23 protein-coding genes and 1 tRNA gene are annotated in these 21,304 nt (G+C 72.1%); 7 read left to right on the forward strand and 17 right to left on the reverse strand.

The window, feature by feature from the left end:
- Window positions 1-53: 53 nt before the first annotated feature.
- The 5 genes from ACRQ4C_RS07790 to ACRQ4C_RS07810 all read right to left on the reverse strand — a co-directional run bounded on the left by ACRQ4C_RS07790 (window position 54) and on the right by ACRQ4C_RS07810 (window position 4,737).
- A complete protein-coding gene (locus ACRQ4C_RS07790) occupies window positions 54-1,625 on the reverse strand; it encodes an alpha/beta hydrolase (RefSeq protein WP_439690718.1) in 1,572 nt (523 codons plus the stop codon).
- Window positions 1,622-2,587, reverse strand: coding sequence for an amino acid--[acyl-carrier-protein] ligase (locus ACRQ4C_RS07795; protein WP_439690719.1), 966 nt, complete (start codon window positions 2,585-2,587; stop codon window positions 1,622-1,624). The genes ACRQ4C_RS07790 and ACRQ4C_RS07795 overlap by 4 nt, the downstream gene beginning before the upstream one ends.
- Window positions 2,584-3,942: an acyl-CoA dehydrogenase family protein gene (locus ACRQ4C_RS07800; RefSeq protein ID WP_439690720.1), complete on the reverse strand. Its 1,359-nt coding sequence runs from the start codon at window positions 3,940-3,942 to the stop codon at window positions 2,584-2,586. Before ACRQ4C_RS07800 ends, ACRQ4C_RS07795 begins: the two co-directional genes overlap by 4 nt.
- Complete coding sequence (locus tag ACRQ4C_RS07805; RefSeq protein ID WP_290132004.1) at window positions 3,939-4,226, reverse strand: acyl carrier protein; 288 nt, start codon at window positions 4,224-4,226, stop codon at window positions 3,939-3,941. Before ACRQ4C_RS07805 ends, ACRQ4C_RS07800 begins: the two co-directional genes overlap by 4 nt.
- Before the next feature lie 133 nt (window positions 4,227-4,359).
- Window positions 4,360-4,737, reverse strand: coding sequence for a holo-ACP synthase (locus ACRQ4C_RS07810; protein ID WP_439690721.1), 378 nt, complete (start codon window positions 4,735-4,737; stop codon window positions 4,360-4,362).
- 132 nt (window positions 4,738-4,869) lie between these two features.
- On the opposite strand from ACRQ4C_RS07810, the gene ACRQ4C_RS07815 reads away from it, so the two are divergent.
- Window positions 4,870-5,907 carry a hypothetical protein gene (locus tag ACRQ4C_RS07815; protein ID WP_439690722.1) on the forward strand — a complete coding sequence of 346 codons (1,038 nt, stop codon included), beginning with the start codon at window positions 4,870-4,872 and terminating at the stop codon, window positions 5,905-5,907.
- On the forward strand, window positions 5,904-7,490 hold the full coding sequence (locus ACRQ4C_RS07820) for a phenylacetate--CoA ligase family protein (protein ID WP_439690723.1): 1,587 nt from the start codon (window positions 5,904-5,906) through the stop codon (window positions 7,488-7,490). The genes ACRQ4C_RS07815 and ACRQ4C_RS07820 overlap by 4 nt, the downstream gene beginning before the upstream one ends.
- Window positions 7,491-7,520: 30 nt before the next feature.
- Here the strand turns inward: ACRQ4C_RS07820 and ACRQ4C_RS07825 are convergent, their stop codons facing one another.
- The 7 genes from ACRQ4C_RS07825 to ACRQ4C_RS07855 form a co-directional block, all read right to left on the reverse strand.
- Window positions 7,521-8,117, reverse strand: coding sequence for a hypothetical protein (locus tag ACRQ4C_RS07825; RefSeq protein WP_439690724.1), 597 nt, complete (start codon window positions 8,115-8,117; stop codon window positions 7,521-7,523).
- Window positions 8,114-9,094 (reverse strand): aldo/keto reductase, encoded by a 981-nt coding sequence (locus tag ACRQ4C_RS07830; RefSeq protein ID WP_439690725.1) that lies wholly within the window; start codon window positions 9,092-9,094, stop codon window positions 8,114-8,116. The genes ACRQ4C_RS07825 and ACRQ4C_RS07830 overlap by 4 nt, the downstream gene beginning before the upstream one ends.
- Before the next feature lie 105 nt (window positions 9,095-9,199).
- A complete protein-coding gene (locus ACRQ4C_RS07835; RefSeq protein WP_439690726.1) occupies window positions 9,200-9,727 on the reverse strand; it encodes a hypothetical protein in 528 nt (175 codons plus the stop codon).
- Between the two features lie 154 nt (window positions 9,728-9,881).
- Entirely contained in the window at window positions 9,882-10,706 is an 825-nt protein-coding gene (locus tag ACRQ4C_RS07840) for a carbohydrate ABC transporter permease (protein ID WP_412880536.1), read from the reverse strand.
- Window positions 10,703-11,659 (reverse strand): carbohydrate ABC transporter permease, encoded by a 957-nt coding sequence (locus ACRQ4C_RS07845; protein ID WP_439690727.1) that lies wholly within the window; start codon window positions 11,657-11,659, stop codon window positions 10,703-10,705. The genes ACRQ4C_RS07840 and ACRQ4C_RS07845 overlap by 4 nt, the downstream gene beginning before the upstream one ends.
- Before the next feature lie 11 nt (window positions 11,660-11,670).
- Window positions 11,671-13,029, reverse strand: a complete 1,359-nt coding sequence (locus ACRQ4C_RS07850; protein WP_439690728.1) for an extracellular solute-binding protein — start codon at window positions 13,027-13,029, stop codon at window positions 11,671-11,673.
- Window positions 13,030-13,080: 51 nt separating this feature from the next.
- The gene (locus ACRQ4C_RS07855) at window positions 13,081-14,046 is read right to left on the reverse strand and encodes a carbohydrate kinase family protein (protein WP_290131992.1); all 966 of its coding nucleotides are present in this window, start codon (window positions 14,044-14,046) and stop codon (window positions 13,081-13,083) included.
- Between the two features lie 173 nt (window positions 14,047-14,219).
- Here ACRQ4C_RS07855 and ACRQ4C_RS07860 point away from each other — a divergent pair, with 173 nt between their 5' ends.
- Window positions 14,220-15,029 carry a DeoR/GlpR family DNA-binding transcription regulator gene (locus tag ACRQ4C_RS07860; protein ID WP_439690729.1) on the forward strand — a complete coding sequence of 270 codons (810 nt, stop codon included), beginning with the start codon at window positions 14,220-14,222 and terminating at the stop codon, window positions 15,027-15,029.
- The gene (locus ACRQ4C_RS07865; protein ID WP_439690730.1) at window positions 15,026-16,384 is read left to right on the forward strand and encodes a 6-phospho-beta-glucosidase; all 1,359 of its coding nucleotides are present in this window, start codon (window positions 15,026-15,028) and stop codon (window positions 16,382-16,384) included. Before ACRQ4C_RS07860 ends, ACRQ4C_RS07865 begins: the two co-directional genes overlap by 4 nt.
- 322 nt (window positions 16,385-16,706) lie before the next feature.
- Here ACRQ4C_RS07865 and ACRQ4C_RS07870 read toward each other — a convergent pair whose 3' ends face one another.
- A complete protein-coding gene (locus ACRQ4C_RS07870; RefSeq protein WP_439690731.1) occupies window positions 16,707-17,387 on the reverse strand; it encodes a hypothetical protein in 681 nt (226 codons plus the stop codon).
- Between the two features lie 53 nt (window positions 17,388-17,440).
- Between ACRQ4C_RS07870 and ACRQ4C_RS07875 the strand changes: the two genes are divergently transcribed.
- Entirely contained in the window at window positions 17,441-17,743 is a 303-nt protein-coding gene (locus ACRQ4C_RS07875; protein ID WP_439690732.1) for a hypothetical protein, read from the forward strand.
- A gap of 3 nt (window positions 17,744-17,746) precedes the next feature.
- Here the strand turns inward: ACRQ4C_RS07875 and ACRQ4C_RS07880 are convergent, their stop codons facing one another.
- Entirely contained in the window at window positions 17,747-18,592 is an 846-nt protein-coding gene (locus tag ACRQ4C_RS07880; RefSeq protein ID WP_439690733.1) for a PHP domain-containing protein, read from the reverse strand.
- A gap of 73 nt (window positions 18,593-18,665) precedes the next feature.
- A complete protein-coding gene (locus ACRQ4C_RS07885) occupies window positions 18,666-19,097 on the reverse strand; it encodes a hypothetical protein (RefSeq protein ID WP_439690734.1) in 432 nt (143 codons plus the stop codon).
- Between the two features lie 224 nt (window positions 19,098-19,321).
- On the opposite strand from ACRQ4C_RS07885, the gene ACRQ4C_RS07890 reads away from it, so the two are divergent.
- Window positions 19,322-19,759: a GNAT family N-acetyltransferase gene (locus ACRQ4C_RS07890; RefSeq protein WP_439690735.1), complete on the forward strand. Its 438-nt coding sequence runs from the start codon at window positions 19,322-19,324 to the stop codon at window positions 19,757-19,759.
- A 3-nt stretch (window positions 19,760-19,762) separates the two neighbouring features.
- On the opposite strand, the gene ACRQ4C_RS07895 is transcribed toward ACRQ4C_RS07890, so the two are convergent.
- Window positions 19,763-20,308: a hypothetical protein gene (locus tag ACRQ4C_RS07895; RefSeq protein WP_439690736.1), complete on the reverse strand. Its 546-nt coding sequence runs from the start codon at window positions 20,306-20,308 to the stop codon at window positions 19,763-19,765.
- 63 nt (window positions 20,309-20,371) lie between these two features.
- On the opposite strand from ACRQ4C_RS07895, the gene ACRQ4C_RS07900 reads away from it, so the two are divergent.
- A tRNA-Val gene (locus tag ACRQ4C_RS07900) sits at window positions 20,372-20,447 on the forward strand.
- Between the two features lie 60 nt (window positions 20,448-20,507).
- Here ACRQ4C_RS07900 and ACRQ4C_RS07905 read toward each other — a convergent pair.
- Entirely contained in the window at window positions 20,508-21,251 is a 744-nt protein-coding gene (locus tag ACRQ4C_RS07905; protein ID WP_290131977.1) for a hypothetical protein, read from the reverse strand.
- Between the last annotated feature and the right edge of the window lie 53 nt (window positions 21,252-21,304).

A 21,304-nucleotide genomic window follows, 5' to 3' on the forward strand; every position in this document is an offset into this window, starting at 1 on the left:
TGTCGAACGACGGGCGGGACGTCGAAACGCGCGCGTTTCGTGGAGCAGGGACGTCAGACGTGGGCGGGGAACGTCGCGGCGACGCGGGAGCGGACCTCGGCCCGTACGGCGGCGCGCATGGCGGGGGAGAACAGCGCGTGGTCGCCCTCCGGCACCCGCACGACGTCCACCTGGCCCGACCACCGCTTCACCGCGCGGCGGCCACCGAGCCGGTCGAACAGCTCGGCGTCCTCCGGTGCCACGACGAGCACGACGTCGGTGCCGTGCTGCACGAGCGGACGGACGTGGCCCACCACACCGCCCACCCGGTCCCGACGAGCGATGCGTGCACGGAGTCGTCTGGGCACCCAGCGGTTGTAGAGCTCCCGGACCCGGAGGCGTCGGGCGGACGGGGAGTCCACCGCACGGACGTGGTCCGCGTAGCTCCCCGGGGCCGCCGGCGTCCGTCGGTAGTCGTTCGGGCTGATCTCCACGACGAGCCGCGGGGCCTCCTCGACCGCACGACCGGCGAGCCAGGCGCCGGCGCACATCCCGACGAGGGCGAGCCGCTCCGGCGGGACGTCGAGCGCGTCGACGACCGCCGACTGGTCGTCGATCCACTCCTGCGCGAACATGAAGTCCCGCTCGTCCGCCCGCACCACCGAGCTCTCGCCGGTGCCGCGTCGGTCGATGCGGAGCACCCGTGCACCGTCGCGCGCGAGGTCCCGGGCGAGTGCGACCTGGTAGTCCGTGGCACCCACCCGGTGCTCGGCCGAGCCGTTGTGCAGCAGGACGGTCGGAGCGTCGTGGTGCTGCGCGGACGAGACCGTCTCGATGCCGAACAGGGCCTCGGGACCGATCCGGACCATGCGCTCCGACACCCGCCCGTCGACGTCGAGCACCTCGTGCAGTGCGGGTTCCCGGACGGGCACCGGGGCCGCCGGGGCCCAGGTGTCGAGCCAGGAGACCACGGCGTCCACCGCGGCGTCGGGGATCCGGGCGTGCATGCTCGTGCGGTCGAGGAGCTCGGCGCTGCCGGTGACCTCGATGCGCTCGACCGGGCCGAGCGCACGGGGCGCCGGAGCACCCTCGCGGACGAACGCCACGGTCGGCGCGGACCGCGGGGTGTAGGCGAGCGCGCCGAGCACGTCCGCCTCGGCCGCGTCCACGTCGATGCCGACGAGCGTCTCGTACCCGTCGACCACGCGGTCGGGACCGATCGTCATGGTCGCGAGCGCCCGTTGGCCGCGGAGCCACGCACGACCGGACGCCGGCGCGTCCCACACGACGAGCGCGTCGTCGTCCCCGGCAGCCTCGGCGGCGATCAACGCCGCGGAGGCCAGCCCGACGAAGGCGATCCGCTCGACACCCGTGCTGCGGAGCAGCGCGGCCGCGTGTCCCGCGGACCGGACCTGCGCGTGCGGGTCGGTGTCGGGGGCGGCGTCACCACGTCCGGACGGGTCGTAGCGCACCGCGGCCACGCCACGGGCCTCCAGGCGGTCCGCCAGCAGGCGGAGGGTGCGGTACGCGATCACGCCCTCCTGTCCGAGCGGTGGGACGACCACCACCCCGGCCCGCGCGGCGGGCGGCAGCTGCACGGCCACGCGGACGGCTGGGGAGCCGGACCAACCGTGCAGGGTGCTCACAGCGCCAGCGCCGAGCGGACGGCAGCCGGCCACTCGTCGGGGTCGGTGCCGTGCGCGGCGAAGAGCGCGATGGTGATGCGCTCCAGACCGAACGCGATGCAGGCACTGTGGGCGACGGCGCCGTCCGCGCTCCGGATACCGAACGCGGTGCCGAAGTGGTCCTCGTGCAGGTTCGCGGAGCTGATGGCGGTCGCGTCGTGGTCCGGGCCGTAGACCGGGGTCACGAACTCGAACTTCAGCGCCTGCTCGACCTGGTTGCGGGCGAGCATCTGGCCGACCCGGCCGAAGAACGGGTCGTTCGCGGGAACGACGTCGATCTCGAGGCCGAACGACTCGAGCAGTGCGCGCATCACCGGGATGCGGTCGTCGCGGTGCGCCTTCGCGGACGCGGGTGTCCCGACGTGCACGAACTCGTGCATGTGGAACGCCTGGAGTCGCATCGGGTCGAGTGACGGCTCACGGCGGAACGAGTCGCCGAGGATGTCGAACGAGCGGCCGCCCTCGGGCACTGAGTCACCGACCAGGCCGTACACGGGGTGGCAGACGGCCGGCGTCAGCATGAGGTCCGCGGGTTCGAGGAAGCCCTCCCAGCGCTCCCCGCGCTCGCGGGCGGCCAGGAGCGCCCGGTGCGTCCGGTCGTCCCCGGTGAACCCGGAGATGGAGGCGGCGAGGTCCGGGAACGAGGCGATGTAGTCGGTCCGCTCGAAGGACGCCAGCGGCTCGACCGGCGGGAAGCGCAGGACCTCGGCGTCGAGGTCGGCCTGGCTGCGGACCGCGGCGGCGTCGACGGCGGAGTACACGCGCTCGAACACCCCCGTGCGGCCGTAGAGGCCGGGGGAGCCGAGGTCGAGGAGGACGCCGTCGGCGAGCAGGCGGCCGCGCAGCTCGGCGCGGGCCGCGCCGAGGGCGTCGGCGCTGTCCACGGCGGGGGCGGCGGTGTCGTGGTCGAGGTGGATGGTCACAGGAGTGCTCCCGTCATGAGCGCCATGCCGGCGTCGTTGTGGAGGAGACGGTCGTTGCTCACCATGACGGCGGCTCCGTGGGCGTCTCGGAGGTGTCGGGCGATGCTGGCGGGACCGCTCGCGGCGTACCCTGCAATCCCGACGATGCGCAGGGACCGGGTGACGAGGTCGGTGACGCGCTCGGACGCCCCGATCTTGAGGGCGTTCGCGGAGAGTGCGTACGCCGTGGAGTCGAGGACGTCGGTGTCCTGGGCGACGACGTCGTACCGTTCCGCGGCGTGCCGGACGGTGTCGGCGAGCGACTGCAGCTCGACGAGCAGCTCGGCGAGCCGGAGCGCGCCGGGCGGGGTCGACCCGACGGTGGCGCGTGCCTGCTTCCGGACGGCCGTGCGGGCGCGGTCGGCGGCGTCGGCGGCGATGCCGAGCCACACCGACGCCCAGAGCACGTGCGACACCGGGAGCACCGTGCGGGCACTGACGGCGGCGTAGTCGTCACGGAGGACGTGGTCCGCCGTGGTCTCCGCGTCGAGCACCCAACCGTTGCTGCAGGTGCCCCGGAGTCCGAGGGTGTCCCACGTCGAGGTCTGCGTGAGCGTGGTCTGCTCGGGCAGGCAGACCACGACGCGCTGGTCGGAGGCCGCGGCGTCGACGTCCCGGCGAGCGGTGACGAGGATCGCGTCCGCCTCGGTGGCGTAGGAGATGACCGGGGCGTCCTTGCGGAGCCGGATGCGTCCGTCGGCGTCGGGCTCCAGGGCGCAGGTGCTCCGGCGGGCGTCGCCGCCGATGCCGCGCTCGGTGGTCGAGGACGCGAGCAGCGCACCCTCGCGCACCCGTGCCACGAGGTCGGTCACGCCGGCACCGTCGCCGCCGTGCCGCCACAGGGCCATCGCCTGGCCCTGGTGCATCGCGAAGACCATCGCGGTGGCGGCGCAGGCCCGTCCGAGCTCGGTCGCGATGACCGACAGCTCGGCGACCGTGGCGCCTTCGCCACCGAGCTCCACCGGGACGGCCGCGGCGAGGAGGCCGTGCTCCTTCATCGCGGCGATCGCCTCGCGCGGGGGTCGGGCGTCCCGGTCCACCTCGTCGGCGAACAGCCGTGCGACGTCGGCGACGAGCGCGGCGCGGGCCGCGAACCGGCCGCAGGGGTCCGTGCCGGTGACGGCCGCCTCGGCGGCGCTGGCTGCGCTCGCGACCGGAGAAGCGGCGGCGGCGGGAGCCGCAGCGGCGGAGGAGCCCGCGGCGGCGGGAGCGGTGGCCGGGGTCGCCGCACGGCGAGCGCGACGTCCGGACCCGCTGCGCGCAGCAGTGACGACCGGGACGGGCGCGGTCGGCGGAGCCGTGTCGATCACGGTCACGACGCGAGCCCGGCGGCGTGCACGATCGACTCCACGGTCGCGAACGTCGATCGGTTGAGCACGGCGTCGGGGAACTCCACGTCGAGTTCGTTCTCGACCGCGAGCATCACGTTCACGGTGGCGTGCGACGTCAGCCCGAGCGCGTAGAGGTCCGCGATCGAAGCCACGTCCCACGCGTCGACGACGAGGCGTCCGTGGTCGGCGAGGGCGCGGCGGACGGCCTGTTCGGTGCTGGGGTCGGCGAGCGCGACGGCGGTCGCGCTGGTCTGCTGGTCCTGGTCCATGCGGCAACCGTAATGAGGATGGCTCCCCGGAAAGCCGCTTCCCGGGTGCGCGAAACCGCACGACCCCGCGAGGCGCCTGAGCGGACGCACAGGGACGTCGAGGGCGGGCGGCGCCGGGCCCCGCGTCGCGACGTCAGCGCTCGGACAGTGCCACGGCCGTCGCGACGGCGAGGCCGCGCTCGTGCGACAGCGAGATCGCGATCGGTCCGCAGCCGATCGCCCCGGCGAGGGCCGCGGCCGCCCCGGCGAGTTCGACGGTGGGTGCTCCGTGCTCGTCGAGGACGACCGCGACGTCGGTGAGGGGAACGGGGTCGGTGCGCGTCGGGCGGAGGAGCTTGACGACCGCCTCCTTGCCGGCGAAGCGGGCGGCGAGGCGCTCGGGGTCGTCGCCGGTGTCCACGCGCTCCTGCACGGTGAACACCCGGGCGAGGTAGCGCTCGCCGTGGGTCGCGATGCCGCGGATGACGTCCTCGACGTCGGCCAGGTCGGTCCCCGTCCGGATCACGGTCATGCCGTCAGGCTACGCGCGGTCCTGCCTCGTGTGGCCGCCCACGTGGCGCGTGGGGGCCCCGTGCATGTCGCCGGGGGCATGCGCGTCGGAGGGGTGTGGGTAGCATCGGCGCACGACCACCGAGGGGGAACGATGGCATCACCGTGGACCGGCATCGTCGAGGACGCCCGGCACTACCCGTCACCGCACAACTCGCAGCCGATCGTGCTCCGCGTCGAGGACGACCGGACCGCGACCGTGCACTACGACCTGCGGCGAGGCTTGCCGGCCGAGTCGTTCGGCATCCCGTTCGGGCACGTGTGCGCCGGGGTCTTCCTCGCGGGGCTCGACGTCGTGGCCCGCGCGCACGGCTTCGCGGTGACCGAGGACCTCGACCACGCCGAGATGGACTTCTCCCGGCTCGACCGTGACCCGACGGACCACCTGCACCGGCTCGGTCGGGTCACGTTGCGTTCGCACGCGGTCACCGCGGACGACCGGGAGGCACTGGCCCGGTTCTCCGCGCGGCGCACGTCGCGCAGGCCCTACGACGCGACCCTCGTGGACGCCGCCGTCGTGTCCGCCGCCGCCGACATCGCGGCGGCCTCCGGGCACCGCTTCCGGTCGACCGCCGACCGTGCGACGGTCGACGAGATCGTGCGGGTCAACCAGGAGACGCTGTTCGACGACCTCCGGAACGACGCCGTCCACGAGGAGATCCTGCACTGGTTGCGCTTCTCGAAGCGGCAGGCCGCGGAGACCGGTGACGGTCTGTCCGCCGAGACGATGCTCATGCCCGGCCCGGTGCTGCGGTTCGCGATGGAGCACCGCGGGCTGTGGGAGGCGCCCGGTGTCGGCGGGCTGTTCAAGCGCGTGTACCTGGCGACCATGCGGGGCGTCCGGCAGCTCGGCTGGTTGGAGGGCCCGTTCTCCTCGCCGGCCGAGTACGTCGAGGCCGGCCGGGTCTTCATGCGCATCTGGCTCGACTTCACGGCGCGGGGCATCGCGCTGCACCCCTTCGGCACGGTGATCACGAACCCGCGCTCGCACGCAGCGTTCGTGGAGCGAGCGGGCGTCGACGAGTCCGGCGGTGACATGGCCTGGATGCTCTTCCGCTTCGGGCACAGCGCGCCACCGCCGCTGGCGCACCGGCGTCCGGCGTCGGCGATGACGATCGGGGCGGACTCGTGAAGCGCGCGGCGGTGTTCTCCGTCGTGTGGGTCGTGGAGACCTTCGTCGCCCTGTTCATGCCGCGGGTGCAGACCCACAAGCTCCTGCTCGCCCCGGGGATCGAGCCGCTGCGGTGGACCCTCGGGCGGTGGCGTGCCTGGCGGACGGCGGAGCGCGCGGCGAAGCGGGTGCCCGCGTACCGGGCGTTCCTGGCGGAACAGGGGCGTGCCTCCCGTCTGGACACCCGCGGTGGCATCGCCGCCGCGCTCGCGGGCCTGCCCGAGATGGACAAGGACTCGTACGTCAAGCGGTGGAGCATCCCGGAGCGCTGCCTCGACGGGCGGCTCCCGCGCCGCGGCGTGGTCGTCGACGAGTCGAGCGGTTCGAGCGGCACGCCGACGAGCTGGGTGCGCGGCCCGGACGAGCGCCAGGCGACCCGGCAGCTGTTGCAACTCGGGTTCTCGCGGACGGCGAAGGACCTCCCGAAGCAGCCGTTCGTGCTGAACGCCTTCTCGCTCGGGGCGTGGGCGACCGGCATGAACGTGACGGCGTCGCTCACCGAGTCGTCGATGATCAAGTCGATCGGTCCGGACCGCGACAAGATCGTGCAGACGATGCGGGAGTTCGGCCCCGACTTCACGTACATCATCTGCAGCTACCCGCCGTTCCTGAAGGCGCTGTTCGAGGACGACCGGCTCGACTGGAGCCGCTACACGATCGTCGCGGCGTTCGGCGGCGAGGGCATCAGCGAGAACATGCGCGCCCACATCGAGCAGTACGCGCAGGCGGTGCTCGGGTCGTACGGGGCGAGCGACCTCGAGATCAACCTCGGGATCGAGACGCCGTTCTCGGTCGCGCTGCGGCGGGCGATCGCGGCGTCGCCGGAGCTGTCGGCGGCGCTCACGAAGCAGGGGGAGTACGGCGTCCTGCCGATGGTGTTCCAGTTCAACCCGTTCGGCTACCTCATCGAGACGAACGACCGCGGCGAGCTCGTCGTGACGATCACCCGGTCGGAGAACATCAGCCCGCGGATCCGCTACAACATCCACGACCGTGGGCACGTCGTGCGGATGCGCTCGCTGCAGCAGACCCTCCGGTCGCACGGGTTCGACGAGCTCGCGGACTCCGCCGAGCTCGACCTGCCGCTGCTGTTCCACTACGGACGCTCGGACCTCTCCGTCGACTACAACGGCGCGGTGGTCGCGCCCGACGTGGTGCGGGACGTCGTGTACGGCGATCCGGGGCTCCTCGAGGCCGTGGAGAACCACCGGCTCATCAGCTACGAGGACGACCGCGGGGACCGCCAGCTGCATATCGCGTTCCAGTTGGCATCCGGTGCGAGCGGACACGCGGACGGCTTCGACGCGGACGCCGCTCGCCCCGCGGTGGTCGCCGAGCTGCGGCGGTTGAACAAGGACTTCTCGAACGCGATCCGGACCGCGCCGCCCGGCACCCTGCCGACGGTGGCGTTCTACCCGTACCGGACGGGGCCCTTCCGCGACGACGGGCGGAAGCTCAAGAACGAGTACGTGTGGCAGCTCGGTGCCGATGCCGTCGCGGAGTGGGAGCTCGACCTGTCCTGGACAGCCCCGAAGGAGGCCTGAACCCGCGGCAGCCGCGGCCGGGAGAGCGCGTCAGTGGTACTGCGGCGGCCAGTCGAACGGGGCCGGGCGGCGCGGGACCTCACCGATCGTGGTGACCTCGAGCACGACCTGCCGCAGGTTCGTCAGCTCGATCGACCGCGGGTTGCCGAAGAACCGGCGCCCGTCGATCCAGACGGTGAGGTCGCCGTGCAGGCCGCCGACGTGCGCGGGCCCGATCGACACCCCCCACTCGTCGAAGAACTGCCCGAGCGTGAACGTGTCCTTCGTGGGCGACTCGACGTGGATGATCCCCGAGGTGTCGTGCGTGTGGATCTGCGCCGCGAACTTCGCCCGGTCGGAGTGCCCGATGTTCCCCGGCACCGTGACCGGTTCGCCGCCGTCGAGGATCGTCAGGTGCGTGTGCACGTGCTCGGCGAGCTTCTGCCCCCAGACGTTCGACAGCCCGGCGGCCTCGGCGCGGGCCGTCAGGTCCGTCGGGGCGGGCCACGGCGGCGCATCGGTCGAGGTCCTCGCGGTCACGCCGCCGTGCGTCGCGCCGACGACGGCACCGTTCGCGCACCCGCCGAGGAGCAGCACGGCGGCGACACCCGCGACGAGGACCCGGCCGACGCGCCGCACCGGGCTCACCACCGGTCGTGGACGGTGGCGCGGAACCACTCGTCGTAGAGCTCGTGCACCGTCGTGTCGAGGCCGTCGACCTCGGGGAGCGACGCGGCCTCGGCGTTCGACCGTGCCTGCTCGGGGTTGCGCGCGCCGGGGATCGCCGCGGTGACCCCGTCCTGCGCGATCACCCACGCGATGGCAGCCTGCGGGACCGAGACGCCCTCGGGGAGTGACGCCGCGAACGCCTGTGCGGCGCGGACGCCGTCCTCGAAGTCGACGCCGCTGAAGGTCTCGCCCTGGTCGAACGCCTCGCCGTGCCGGTTGTAGTTGCGGTGGTCCTGCTCGGGGAACGTCGTCTCCGGTGTGTACTTGCCGGAGAGCAACCCCGATGCCAGCGGGACGCGCGCGAGGACGGCGACCCCTGCCTCCCGTGCGGCCGGGAGGACGCGGTCGAGCGGCTTGAGCCGGAACGCGTTGAGGATGATCTGGACGCTGGCGACGCCGGGCCGGGCGATCGCGGTGAGCGCCTGGTCGGCGGTCTCGACCGAGACGCCGTAGGCGGCGATCGAGCCGTCGGCGACGAGGGCGTCGAGGGCGTCGTACACGGCGTCGTCCTCGAAGACCGGCGTCGGCGGGCAGTGCAGCTGCACGAGGTCGAGGGTGTCCTGACGGAGGTTCGTCCGGGAGCGGTCCACCCACCCGCGGAAGTTCGCGGCGACGTAGTTCGCGGGTTCCTGCTCGGCGCGACGACCCATCTTCGTGGCGATGGTCAGCGGCACCTCGGGGTTCGACGCCCGCCAGACACCGATGAGCTGCTCGCTGCGGCCGTCGCCGTACACGTCGGCGGTGTCGAAGAGGGAGACGCCGGCTTCGACGGACGCGTCCATCACGGCGTTCGCGTCCTGCTCGCTGACGGGTCCCCAGTCACCACCGAACTGCCAGGTGCCGAGGCCGACGGGGGAGACTGCGCGGCCGGTGCGGCCCAGGGTGCGACTCTGCATGCTGTCGAGCGTAGTCACGCGGTCCCGCCCGGCTGCCGGGCAGCGCGCAGGGCGGACCGTGCTCGGCCGCGGTCGGACAGCGCGTGGGGACCGGCGGGCGTGGGGTCAGGAGAGCGCGGCGACCCGCTCACGCAGCAGCGCCCGCGCCGCTCGGGCCCGGGGGACGACGACCACGCCGCCCCACAGCGCCAGCCCGACCCAGAGCCCGATGAGCATGGTCGTCACGAGCGGCCCGTGCTGGTCGCGCATCGACCACGACATCGCGATCCACAGCACGCCGAGCAGCACCTTGCCCCACCCCGCGCCTTCGCGGTCGGCCTGCGCCTGGAGCATCGGGATCCAGACCTCGGCGGGCACGCCGGCGGGGACCACCCCGTCAGCCACCCAACGCTGCGCCTCGACCGAACGTTCGTAGCCGCCGTCGAGTCGCCACGAGCGCATCGTCGTCAGCACGCCGATCGCGGCGCCGGCGGCACCCGCGGGCACGCCGACGACGACCAGCACCGTCGGGGTCGCGGGCGTCCACGACGACAGCACGAGCACGACGAGGACCACGCCGAACGCCGCTCCCGCAGCTCCCGCGCCGATCAGGCGGAGCCGTCCCGCCTCGTCGACCATCCCGATGCCCTGCACGGGGTCGACGGTACCCGCCGTCCCCGCGACCCACCAGGTCGCGCTGCGCGACCGCGACACGGACGGGAGGCACGGTGCGGGCCCGCACCGTGCCTCCCGGCCGGTGGTCGGTACGATCACGGCGCGCAGCCCGCGGCGGGCCCCGGCCACCTGCTCAGCGGTCTGCGATGCCGCCGAGCATCCCGGAGATGAAGCGCTTCTGCAGGAAGAAGTAGAGCAGGACGATCGGCAGGGCCACGATCACCCCGGCGGCGGAGAGCAGCGAGAAGTCCGTGAGGTGCGCGCCCTTGAAGAAGGCGAGGCCGAGCGGGGCGGTGCGGTGGTCCTCGCTGGTGATGAGGACGAGGGGGAGCAGGAACTCGTTCCACGTCCACATCGTGATGAGGAGCGCCATGGTCATGATCGGCGCGACCGACGACGGCACGATGACCTGCCAGAGGAGTCGGACGTCGCGGGCACCGTCGAGGCGTGCTGCTTCGATGACCTCGCCGGGGAAGCTGCGGAACTGGTTCCGCATCCAGAAGATGCCGAACGCGAGGGACTGCGCGGTCTGCGGGAGGATCAGGCTCGTGTAGGTGTCGGTGAGGCCGACGGACCGCAGGTTGAAGTAGAGCGGGATGATGAAGGCCTCAGCGGGGAGCATGAGGCCCGCGAGCATGACGAAGAAGATGACGTTCGAGCCGAAGAAGTCGAGCCGGGCGAAGGCGAACCCGGCGAAGACGGCGAGGACCGCGGTGAGCACGACCACCGACACCGTCACGAGGACGCTCGAGAGCATGTACGACGCGAAGTGGCCCTGGTTCCACGCGGCGCCGAAGTTGCCGAGGTCGATCGTCGTGGGGACCGTGAACCCGCCCGAGTTCTGGGCCGAGGGCGTGACGGAGGAGAGCAGCACCCCGACGAGCGGGATGATCGCGAACAGGGCGAAGAGCGACAGGATGACGTAGTCGACGGTCTTCTCGCGGAGGGAGAGCCTCATGCGACGTCCTTCGGCTGGAGACGGCTGATGAGAGCCGTCACGATCATGATCACGACGGTGAGCGACACCGCCACGGCTGCGGCGGATCCGACCTGCCCGGTCTGGAACGCCCGGTTGTAGGCCTCGAACGCGGGCACCGACGTCGAGTTCCCGGGGCCACCGCTCGTCGTCACGTAGACGAGGTCGAAGGTCTTCAGGGCGGACACCACGGTCAGCGTGAGCGCCGCGGCGATCTGCCCGCGGAGCGACGGCAGGGTGATGGACAGGAACTCCCGGGCAGCGCCCGCGCCGTCGATGCGAGCAGCCTCGAACAGGCTCGGGTGGATGTTGCCGACCCCGGACAGGAACAGCACGAGGCAGAGGCCGACGTTCAGCCAGGTGCCGACGAAGCCGATGGCGGGGAGGGCCGTGTCGTACCCGCCGAGCCAGACCTGGGCGAACTGCCCGAGGCCGACGAGCCGGAGCGCGTCGTTGAGGAGTCCGTCGGCCGAGTAGATCGACACCCAGATCGTCGCGACGACCACGGACGCGATCACCTGGGGGAGGAACAGCACGGTGCGGAAGAACGACATGCCCCGGAGGGCGTTGGCCCGGGAGATGAGGGCGGTGAGGAAGAGCGCGACCACGACGGGCACCGCGGCGTAGAAGACCATGAGGACGAGCGCGTGCCCGAACGACGCCCGGAGCTGCGCGTCGGTGAACACGCTGGCGTAGTTCGCGAACCCGGCCCACGTCGCCACGGACAGGCCGTCCCAGTCGTAGAACGAGTACTGCACGCTCTGCAGGAACGGCACGCCGAGGAACACAGCGAACACGACGAACGCGGGGAGGACGTAGAGGTAGGCGACGAGGCTCCGCCGCCGCTTGCGGACACCGCCGGTGGCCTGGCGGGTCCGGCCACGGCGGGTGCTGCGGTCGGCAGCGCCCGCCGTGGTGCCGGTGAACTGGGTCACGGTGCTCCTGCCTACTGCTTCACGAAGCCGGCGTAGTCGTCCTGGAGCGTCTTCGTGTACTGCTCCGGGGAGGCCTTGCCCGCGACGAGGTCCTGCATCGCCGCCGTGATGGTGTCGTAGAAGGTCGGGGTCGCGTAGTCGAGGTACGGGGTGATGCTGTTCGACGACGAGATCGACTCGTAGTTGCTCGTGATGTCGCCCGCGATCGTGCCCGACTCCGGCCGGTCGCCCTCGGGGACCACGGTCGGCAGGTTGCCCTTGTCGACGAGCACCTTCGCGGCGTCCTTGTTCGAGACGAAGTCGATGTAGGCCGCGGCGGCGTTCGCGTTCTTCGTCTTCGAGGTGATCGCCCACGCGAGGCCTTCGCCGCCCATCGTCACCGGGCCGCTCGCGCCGTCCGGCGTGAGGGCGGTGAACCCGATGTCCTTCGCGGAGGACGCCGCCTCGAGGGTGGCCTGGTACCAGGTGCCGGTGATGAGGAACGCCGACTGGCCCTTGCCGAACGCGGCGACCGCGTCGTCGCGGGAAACGCCGTTCGCGCCCTCGGTCACGTAGCCGTCGTCGACCCAGCCGGCGATGGTCTTCGCGGCCTGGACCTCGTCGTCACCGGTCCAACTGCCCGACTTGCCCGCGACGAGGTCGTTCACCGCGTCGTGACCGGCCAGGGCGGAGAGCACCAGTCCGTAGAGGTGGATGCCGGGGCTCTTCTCGACGTCGCCGTAGCTCAGCGGCAGCGTGCCCGCGGCCTTCACCTTCTGCATGTCCTCGGTGAGCTCCGCGACGGTCTTCGGCGGGCTGTCGATGCCGGCCTTCCGGAGGACCGCCTCGTTGTAGTACAGCCCGACCAGCTCACCGGTCTGGGAGACACCGTAGAGGTCGTCGCCCTGCCAGGTCTTGCCGTCCGAGGAGAACGAGTTGAGCTTCAGCAGACTCGACGGGTAGTGGTCGTCCCAGCCGTAGAGCTTCGCGTAGTCGTCCACGGGTCGGAGGAACCCGGCCTTCACGAACGCCCCCATGTCCGGGTAGCCCTGGTTCGCCTGCACGACGTCCGGCGGGGTGTTGCCCGAGAGTGCGAGCTTGAGGGTGGTCTTCAGGTCGGCGAAGGACCGGGACACCCGCTTGATGGTGATGTTCGGGTGCGCCTTCTCGAACTCGTCGTTGAGCTCCTGCTGCGCGTCGTTGATGCCGGTGTCGGTGTTCTGGTCCCACACGGTGAGGGTGGTCTTCCCCGACCCGACGTCCTTCGACACGGGGCCGAGGCTCTGCGAGGCGGCCGGCGCTGCGGATCCGCCCGGCGTGCAGCCGGTGAGACCGAGGGCGACGACCGCCGCGACACCGAGGAGGAGCGTCGCCTTGCTGGAGTGCTTCATGGTGGTCCGTTCTTCGGGTGGGAGGGAGCGAATCGGGTGTGGGCGGGAGGGTCAGGCGTCGGTGAGGGCGACGGCGTCCAGGAACGACCAGTCGTCGTCCGGGGCCGCGCGGCGGACGAACGTCCGGAGCTGGTCGGGGTGCGGGGCGCTCGCCGCACCACCGAGTCCGGTGACGGCGAACGCGGCGGAGGCTGCGCCGAAGCGCAACCGCGTCGGGAGGTCCCAGCCGTGGTGGTCGCCGGCCATGAACGCGGCGACGAACACGTCACCGGCGCCGGTCGGGTCGACCACGTCGACCGGGATCGTGCTCGCGGTGACGACCGTGTTCGCGGAGTCGACCGCGACCACGCCGTCGGCACCGCGGGTGACGACGGCGAGCGGCACGCGCTCGGCGAGGACCTTCGCAGCGTCGAGCGCCGTGTCGGTGCGCGTGTACCGCATCGCCTCGACGTCGTTCGGCACGAAGACGTCGACCTCGGCGAGCCGGTCGAGCACGTCGCCGGACCACTCGCCGGTGTGGTCCCAGCCGACGCCGCCGACGACGGTCGTGCCGCCGCGTCGGAGGGCGGCCACCCAGTCGGGGAGCGGGCGGGCGATGCCGACGTGCGTCGCCGCGACCGGGCCGAGGTCGTCGGGCACGTGGAGGGGGCCGGGGTGTTCCTCGTAGGTGATGAAGCTGCGGTCCTCGGGGCCGGTGAGCGCGACCGAGACGGCGCTCTGCAGACCGGGCACGAGCTCGAGCAGGGTGGTGTCGAGCAACGGTTCCTCGGTCAGCACCTGGTGGACGTGCCGCCCCAGGACGTCGTCACCGAGTCGGCTGAGGAGCTTCGTCGGTGCTCCGGCCCGCGCTGCGGCGACCGCACGGTTCGCCACACCGCCCGGCGTGACCGTGAACGCGTCGGCGAACACCTCCGCGCCCTGCTCGGGGGCGGTCACACCGGCGAAGACCAGGTCGCAGTACACGTCGCCCGCGAAGAGCAGCGCTCCGGGGACCGGCGTCGGGTTCGGCTGGGTCACGGCTGCTCCTCGTCATCGCGGATCAGGGGATCGACCGCGTGTGTTCGAGCCTGCGCGATCGGTGTTGCGGCGACGTTACTCGATTGCGCCAGATTTGTTAAGTCTGTTCGAGTGCGCCATTTTGGATGTCCATTTGTGCGTGAATCTGCGCGATCGGGGTTATGGTGGGCGCCATGATCCTGCGCGAGCGGCAGAACCGCATCATCGACGCCCTGCGTGCCGACGGCGCGGCCTCGGTGCAGGAGCTCGCGCTCGCGCTGCGGGTCAGCGCGGCGACCATCCGGCGGGACCTCGAGATGCTCGACCGGAACGGCGAGCTCGTCCGGACCTGGGGCGGCGCGGTCGTCGCTCCTCGCCGGACCTCGCTCGATCCCGCTCCCGGCCCGTCCGGGAGCGCTGGCGACCCGGGCGACGAGGTGGTAGAGGCCCCGTTCGAGGCCGCCGGCGACCACGACCTGAAGCACCGCATGGCGGTCGCGGCGGCGGGCATGGTGCAGGACGGCCAGGTCGTCATCCTCGACATCGGCACCACCACGCCGCTCGTGGCCGAACTCCTCCGCGGGCGCGACATCACCGTCATCACGACGAACCTGGCCGTCTTCGACGTGCTGCGCGACGACGACGCCGTGCGGCTGGTCCTGCTCGGCGGGGTCGTCCGCCGCAACTACCGCACGCTCGTCGGGTCCCTCGCCGAGGCCGCGCTCGAGCAGGTCAGCGCCGACGTCCTCTTCCTGTCGTGCACTGGTGTCCGCGCGAACGGGCACGTCGTCGACAACATGGCGGTCGAGGCGCCCATCAAGCAGTCCATGATCGCCGCGGCGGAGCGTGTCGTCCTGCTCGCCTCCGAAGCGAAGTTCCCCGGGAGCGGAGCGCTCCGGCTCTGCTCCCTCACCGACGTCGACACGCTGATCACCACGACCGGCGCGCCCGACGACACACTCGCCCACAGCCGGAACGCCGGCGGAGAGGTCATCGTCACATGAAGCTCTGCATCCTCGGGGGCGGCGGGTTCCGCACGCCGTACGTGTACCAGGCCCTGCTCCGCGACACCGGCAGCCCCCGGGTCGACCGGGTCGCGCTCTACGACGTCGACGAGGTCCGGCTGCACGCCATGGTCGCGATCCTCACCGAGCTCGCCGCCGAGTTCCCGGACGCACCCGTGCTCGAACCGACCACCGACCTGCACCGCGCGGTCGAGGGCAGCGACTTCGTGTTCGCGGCGCTCCGGGTCGGCGGGCTCGAGGGGCGCCGCTGCGACGAACACGTCGCGCTCGACCTGGACGTCCTCGGGCAGGAGACCACCGGCCCCGGCGGGCTCGCGTACGCGATCCGCACCGTGCCGGTGATGGTCGACGCCGCGAAGGTCATCCGTGACCTCGCCCCGGACGCCTACGTCATGAACTTCACCAACCCGGCCGGCATCATCACCGAGGCCATGCAGACGGTCCTCGGCGACCGTGTCCTCGGCATCTGCGACACCCCGTCCGGACTCGGTCGTCGGGTCGCGGGCATGCTCGGGCTCGACCACACGCGGGTGCAGATGGACTACGTCGGGCTGAACCACCTCGGCTGGATGCGCCGTGTCATGTACGACGGCCGTGACGTCCTGCCGGAGCTGATGGCCGACGACGGCCGGCTGGGCGCGATGGAGGAGGGCCACGTCTTCGGCCTCGACTGGATCCGCTCGCTCGGGTCGATCCCGAACGAGTACCTGTACTACTACTACTTCAACCGTGACGCGGTCCGGTCGATCGTCTCGTCGGGGAAGACCCGTGGCGACTTCCTCGCCGAGAGCCAGTCCGCCTTCTACGACCGCGCCACCGCCGCGGGTGACGGCGTGGCCGACCTCTGGCGGGAGACCGTCGCTCGGCGCAGCGCCTCGTACATGGCCGAGGCGAAGGGCGGCACGCAGGACGACCCGGTCGACCCGAAGGAGCGTGAGACCGACCCGTCGCACCAGGGCTACGCGGGTGTCGCGCTCGGCGTGATGGCCGCGATCAGCCGGAACGAGCGCCAGACGATGATCCTCAACGTTCGGAACAACGGCACGATCGCCGGGCTCCCGCGGGACGCGGTGGTCGAGGTCCCCACGATGGTCGATGCGAACGGCGTCCACCCGATGACGACCGACCAGCCCGACCTCCACCAGATCGGGCTCATGTCCCAGGTGAAGGCGGTCGAGCGGCACACGATCCAGGCGGCGCTCACCGGCTCGAAGGACGAGGCCCTCAAGGCGTTCGCGCTCCACCCGCTCGTCGACAGCGTCAGTGTCGCGCGCGACCTGGTGCGCGGCTACGTCGACCGCATCCCCGAGGTGGCGGCGGTGCTCACGAAGTAGGAGGTGTGCGCTGAGGCGGCGGTCCTCGCGCAGTGGGTCGTGCTCACGCGGGACTCGGAGGCCACGGGAGAGACCGGGCCGCGACCGCGGCCCCCACGACCGCGGTCGCGGACGACCGGATTCCCCTCACCGCGACCAGCATCGCGCGGGTCGCGACGACGGCGCATCATCCGGAGGGATGAGAAGTCGACGCACCCTCAGTCGGATGACGGGCACGCGACGCAGGCGCGGTGGGGTGCTGGCGTCCTGGCGTGGCGAGGGCGCAGCGGACGGGAGGAACGGTGCGGGGCCGACCCGTGCCTCCCGTCCGGCCCTGGTCGCGTCAGCGACCCCGCGTCCGTGCGTCCGCCGCGGCGAGCGCCGCTCGCATCCGTTCGGCGTCGCCGGGCGCCCACCCGCCGGAACTCGCGAGCGGGAGCTCGGTCATGTGCCGGCGGAGGTGCTCGGGGTAGTCACGGACGATGCGGTCCGGGTCGCTGCGTACGGTCGCGTACAGCGCTGGGCCGTCGGCGTAGTACAGGTCGGCGACGACGATCCGGCCGTCCGGTCCGCGCATGACGTTCGCGGGGTTGTCGTCGAGCGGTCCCCACCACGGCTGCTCGGCCCGGCCCAGGGCGTGCACGTCCTCGATGTGGGCGGCGAGCTCGGCCACCGACGGGTCCCGCGTCGCGAGGGCGCGGTGGAACGCGGTGCCGACGTCCTCGGGGACGGGTTCGAGGTACTCCATCACGGTGAGGTCGGCGCCGCCCTCGAGGACGCGGTGCTCGACGAGCGCGGGCACCTGCCGGGTGTGGGCCGCGCGGCGGTACAGCAGGGCGGAGTAGGGCCCGGCGGGGTCGAACGGGCTGATGCGCGCGGCGAGGGTGCCGGACGGGGAGCGGAGCGCCGTCGCCCAGTCGCCGGTCCCGCAGGGCGTCCAGCCGAGTCGCTCCAGTGTGGCGACCACGTCGGTCCACGGCTGCTCGCGGGCGAGGTGGTGGAGGAACGCGTCGGCGGGGTCCATGTCGCCATCCTGCCGTTCGAACGTGTGTTCGAATCCGTGGCACGATGGTCGGCATGGGTCAGAACCGACGGTACGGAACCGATGTCTCCCGCGCCGCGGTCAACGAGTTCCTGACGCGCCCGTACCCCGTGACCCTGACGCGCGAGGAGATCGGTCCGGGGCCCGCGGTCCCGGTGTCCGACGGCGAGGTGGTCGACGTGTGGTTGCGGTTCGTGGAGGTCCGCGTGCAGGAGCGGGCGGTGGTCGTCGCGTACACCGATCGTGCCGTGCAGGTGGAGGTCGCGCGGCGGGACGGTTCCCGGTACCGGGTGTGGGTGTGGCAGGGGGCGGTCACGACGCCCGGCCGGGGCCGCTGAGCGTCAGCGCGTCCAGAAGTCCTCGGGTCGGCGGCCGGGGCGGAACCCGAAGTGCTCCACCATCGCGACCGCTTCGGGGAAGCCCGACGCGAGGCCGTCCGCGCTGTGGGCGTCGCTCCCGAAGGTCACGGCGCGTCCGCCCTCCTCGGCCCACCACTGCGGTACCCACGGCCAGAGCCGCCGGGTGTTCATCTCGAGCGCCCGACCGGAGGCAGCGAGTGCGCGCATCCCGGCGCGGAACCCCTCCTCGAACGCGCGCGGGTCGAACGGCCCGGCGGTGGCGGTGGGCCATGCCCGGGCGGCGTAGTCGATGTGCGTGAGGACCGCGAAGGAGTCCGAGCCGGCGATCATCCGTGGGAGTTCCTCGAGGTACGCCCGCACCACATCTGACGGTGACCGGTGCCGGTAGAGCGTGATCGGCTCGGTGCGGTCCGTTCCCTCGAACGGCAGCATGTGCAGCGACCCGTTCACCCGGTCGACCCGTTGCAGCACGTCGGCTGCGGCGGTGTCCCACAGATGGGGTTGACCGAACTCGACGCCGGTCAGGATCGTGAGCTCCGGGAAGTCGTGGCGGCAGCGCTCGACCGTGTCCAGGTAGCCATCGACGTCGAAGGGCGGCAGCCGGACCGCTCCCTGCTCGTCGACGAGTGCGCGGGCGTGCGGTCCGAGGTCGTCCGGTTCGGCTCGCCAGTGGTCCTCGAGGTCGAGGTGCTCGGTGAACACGAGGGCGGGGAGCCCGATCCGGACCGCTCGTTCGCAGGTGCGTCGCATCGAGCCGGCCGAAGCCGGGTCCGATCCGGCGTCCCAGGAGAACTCGCTGTGCACGTGCGCGTCGGCGGGCAGCGTCATGCGACCGACCCTGCCAGTCCGGACCGTGGCGGACAAGCCCGTGACGCAGAGCAGGACGCGCGCTCCGCGACGGTCAGCGGCGGCGGCGCAGGCCCCCGACGGCGGCCGTGCCGTCGATCGTCACGGCGGTGTCCGCGGTCGCGCTCGAGGTGCCCGACGACGAGCCGGAGCCCGAGTCCGCGCCCGAGCCGGAGCCCGTGCCCGTCGTGGCCGATGCCGTCGCTGATCCGGCGGGCCCGCTGCCGGTCGAGCCGGTCGCTGCCGGACCGGCGTCCGTGGTCGGACCCGTGTCACCGGACCCGGTCACCTGCTGATCGGGCTGCTGGTCCGTCTCCGGGTCGACGCCGGTCACGCCGGAGGCCCCGGGGATGCCGGAGGTCGCGGCGGTTGCCTCCTCCGCTGCGGCGGCCGGGGACGTCGCGCCGAGCAGGATCCCGAGCGTCACGACGGCGACGATCGCTCCGGTCGTGCAGGCACGGCGACGGTTCGGGGTTCGGTGCAGCAACGGGGGTCCTCCTCGGTCGTCGGACACCACGCGTCGCTGTCCGTTCGCGCAGCATACGGTCGGGACGGCCGTCGACCAGTGTCACGCGTTCGAGGGGGTCCGTGGAAATCCCTGGTCAGGATGCGTGAGCACCAGGACATCTGAACGACCCTTCAGGACCGAGGGCACGGCGCCCGACGAGCCGGAGGAGCCCGACGAGCCCGACTCGCTCTACCCTGGGCAGGATGGACACGTCGCTCCGACCAGCCGTCGCCGCCGACATCGACTGGCTGGTCGAACTCCGCGCGGTGGTGCTCCGTGATGACCTCACCCGGCTCGGCGTCTTCGACGAGATCCGGGTGCGCTCCCGCATGCGGGACGCGTGGCAGCCGGAGTGGAGCCGCGTGGTCGTCGTCGACGGTGCCGACGTCGGCTCCGTCACGACGCGGCTCGACGGAGACACCCGGTGGATCGAACACCTCTACCTCGCGCCCGAGGTGCAGGGGCGGGGGATCGGCGCCGCCGTGCTCCGGGCGGTGCTCGACGAACCGCACGCAGGGCCGACGCGGCTGAACGTGCTGCAGGGGAGTGCCGCCCGTCGCCTGTACGAGCGGCTCGGGTTCGTCAGCGACGAGGAGGACGACGTCGACGTGTTCATGACCCTCCGTGCCGGCGAGGTGTGACCGTCAGACGTCGCCTGCGGTGAGCTCGAAGTGTCGCAGGACGACGTCAGCGACGTCGGCAGGCGCGATGGTGTCCGTGTCGACGACGAGTTCGTCCAGGTCCGCGGCTGCTTGTCGTTCGGCGATCCGCTCGAACCTGTCCAGATGCCACTCGAGGTGGTGCTGACGGCGCTGGTCGTACCGGGTCCGCAGCCGAGCCTCGATCGTCGCCGGGCGCGCGACCAAACGGATCGACCGCACGGGCAGGTCGACCGCCTCCGCGTACCGGTCGAGGTCCGCGCTGCTCGTGAGGACACCGCTGAGGACGAGCTGCCGCGGGCCCGCGGCCCGGTAGTTCGCCCAGGCGGCAGCGATGTTCCGCGCCTCGAGGACGGTGTTCTCCGTGTCGCCCTCCGCGACCGGCCACGACCGGTGGAACCAATCCACGTCCATCAGGCTGAACGCGCGTCCGGTCGCAGCGAAGCGGTCGCCGACAGCATCGAGCACCGCGGACTTTCCGACGCCGTACGAGCCGTTGAGGAAGATCGCGTACTCGCCATCGCGCGCCATGCCCCCGACCCTACGGTTGCCGGGGGCGTTCCGTTCCCGAACGCCCCTAGGATGGTGCGGCAGGGGCTCTTAGCTCAGTTGGTAGAGCGCTTCGTTTACACCGAAGATGTCGGCGGTTCGAGTCCGTCAGGGCCCACCACCGCCACCGCGGCCGTCAGGGCCCACCACCGCCACCCGGCAGCGGCCCGCGCACACCCGTTCATGCCCGGTTCGCCAGCCACTCCGAGAACGACGGTCCCTGCACGACCGCGTCCGGTCCGGGGAGCAGCGCGCCACCGCGGAACGCGGAGCCGAGTCGCCCGGGGATCGGCAGTGGCAGCGGCCACGGTCGGTGACCGCCGAGCCTGCGCGTCATCGACCAGAGCGTGGTGGTGTCCGGGCCTGCCACCTCGTCGACGGGCGCATGGTCCGCGTCGAGTGCTGCAGCGGCGATGACGTCGGCCACACTGTCGAGCGCGACCGGCTGGATCAGCATGCCCGGGACGAGGGCGATCGGTCCGGACCGCATCCGCTCGAGGTTCTGCTCGGTGAACTCGAACCACTGGGTCGACCGGACGATGCGCAGGTGTCGGCTGGTCGATCGAGCGAGCGTCTCCTGGGCCGTCTTGCCGGCGAAGTACCCGTACCCCTGCACGTCCGGTCGGGTGCACTGCGCGATGGACAGCAGGACGTGTCGTGCGCCGGTCCGGTTCGTGGCGTCGGAGACCGCCTTCGTCGACGCCGTGAAGAACGCCGAGGCTCGTCGGCGGCTCGTCGTGAAGCGCCCGGTGGCCTCGACCACGGCGATCGCGTCGCCGATCGCGGACTCGACGTCGTCGCGGGTGACGTCGAACCCGCGGGAGGGTGAGAGCAGGACCGGGGTCCCGCCTGCTCGCTCGATCGCGGCGGCGATCGCCGCGCCGGACCGACCGCCGCCGATGACGGCCACCCGCGCTGTTCCCATGACGTCCTCCCCATCCTCTACAAATGTAGAGGATGATACGGTCGGGCGTCCAG

It is taken from the genome of Curtobacterium sp. SP.BCp (assembly GCF_051903255.1).
Taxonomy (GTDB): domain Bacteria; phylum Actinomycetota; class Actinomycetes; order Actinomycetales; family Microbacteriaceae; genus Curtobacterium.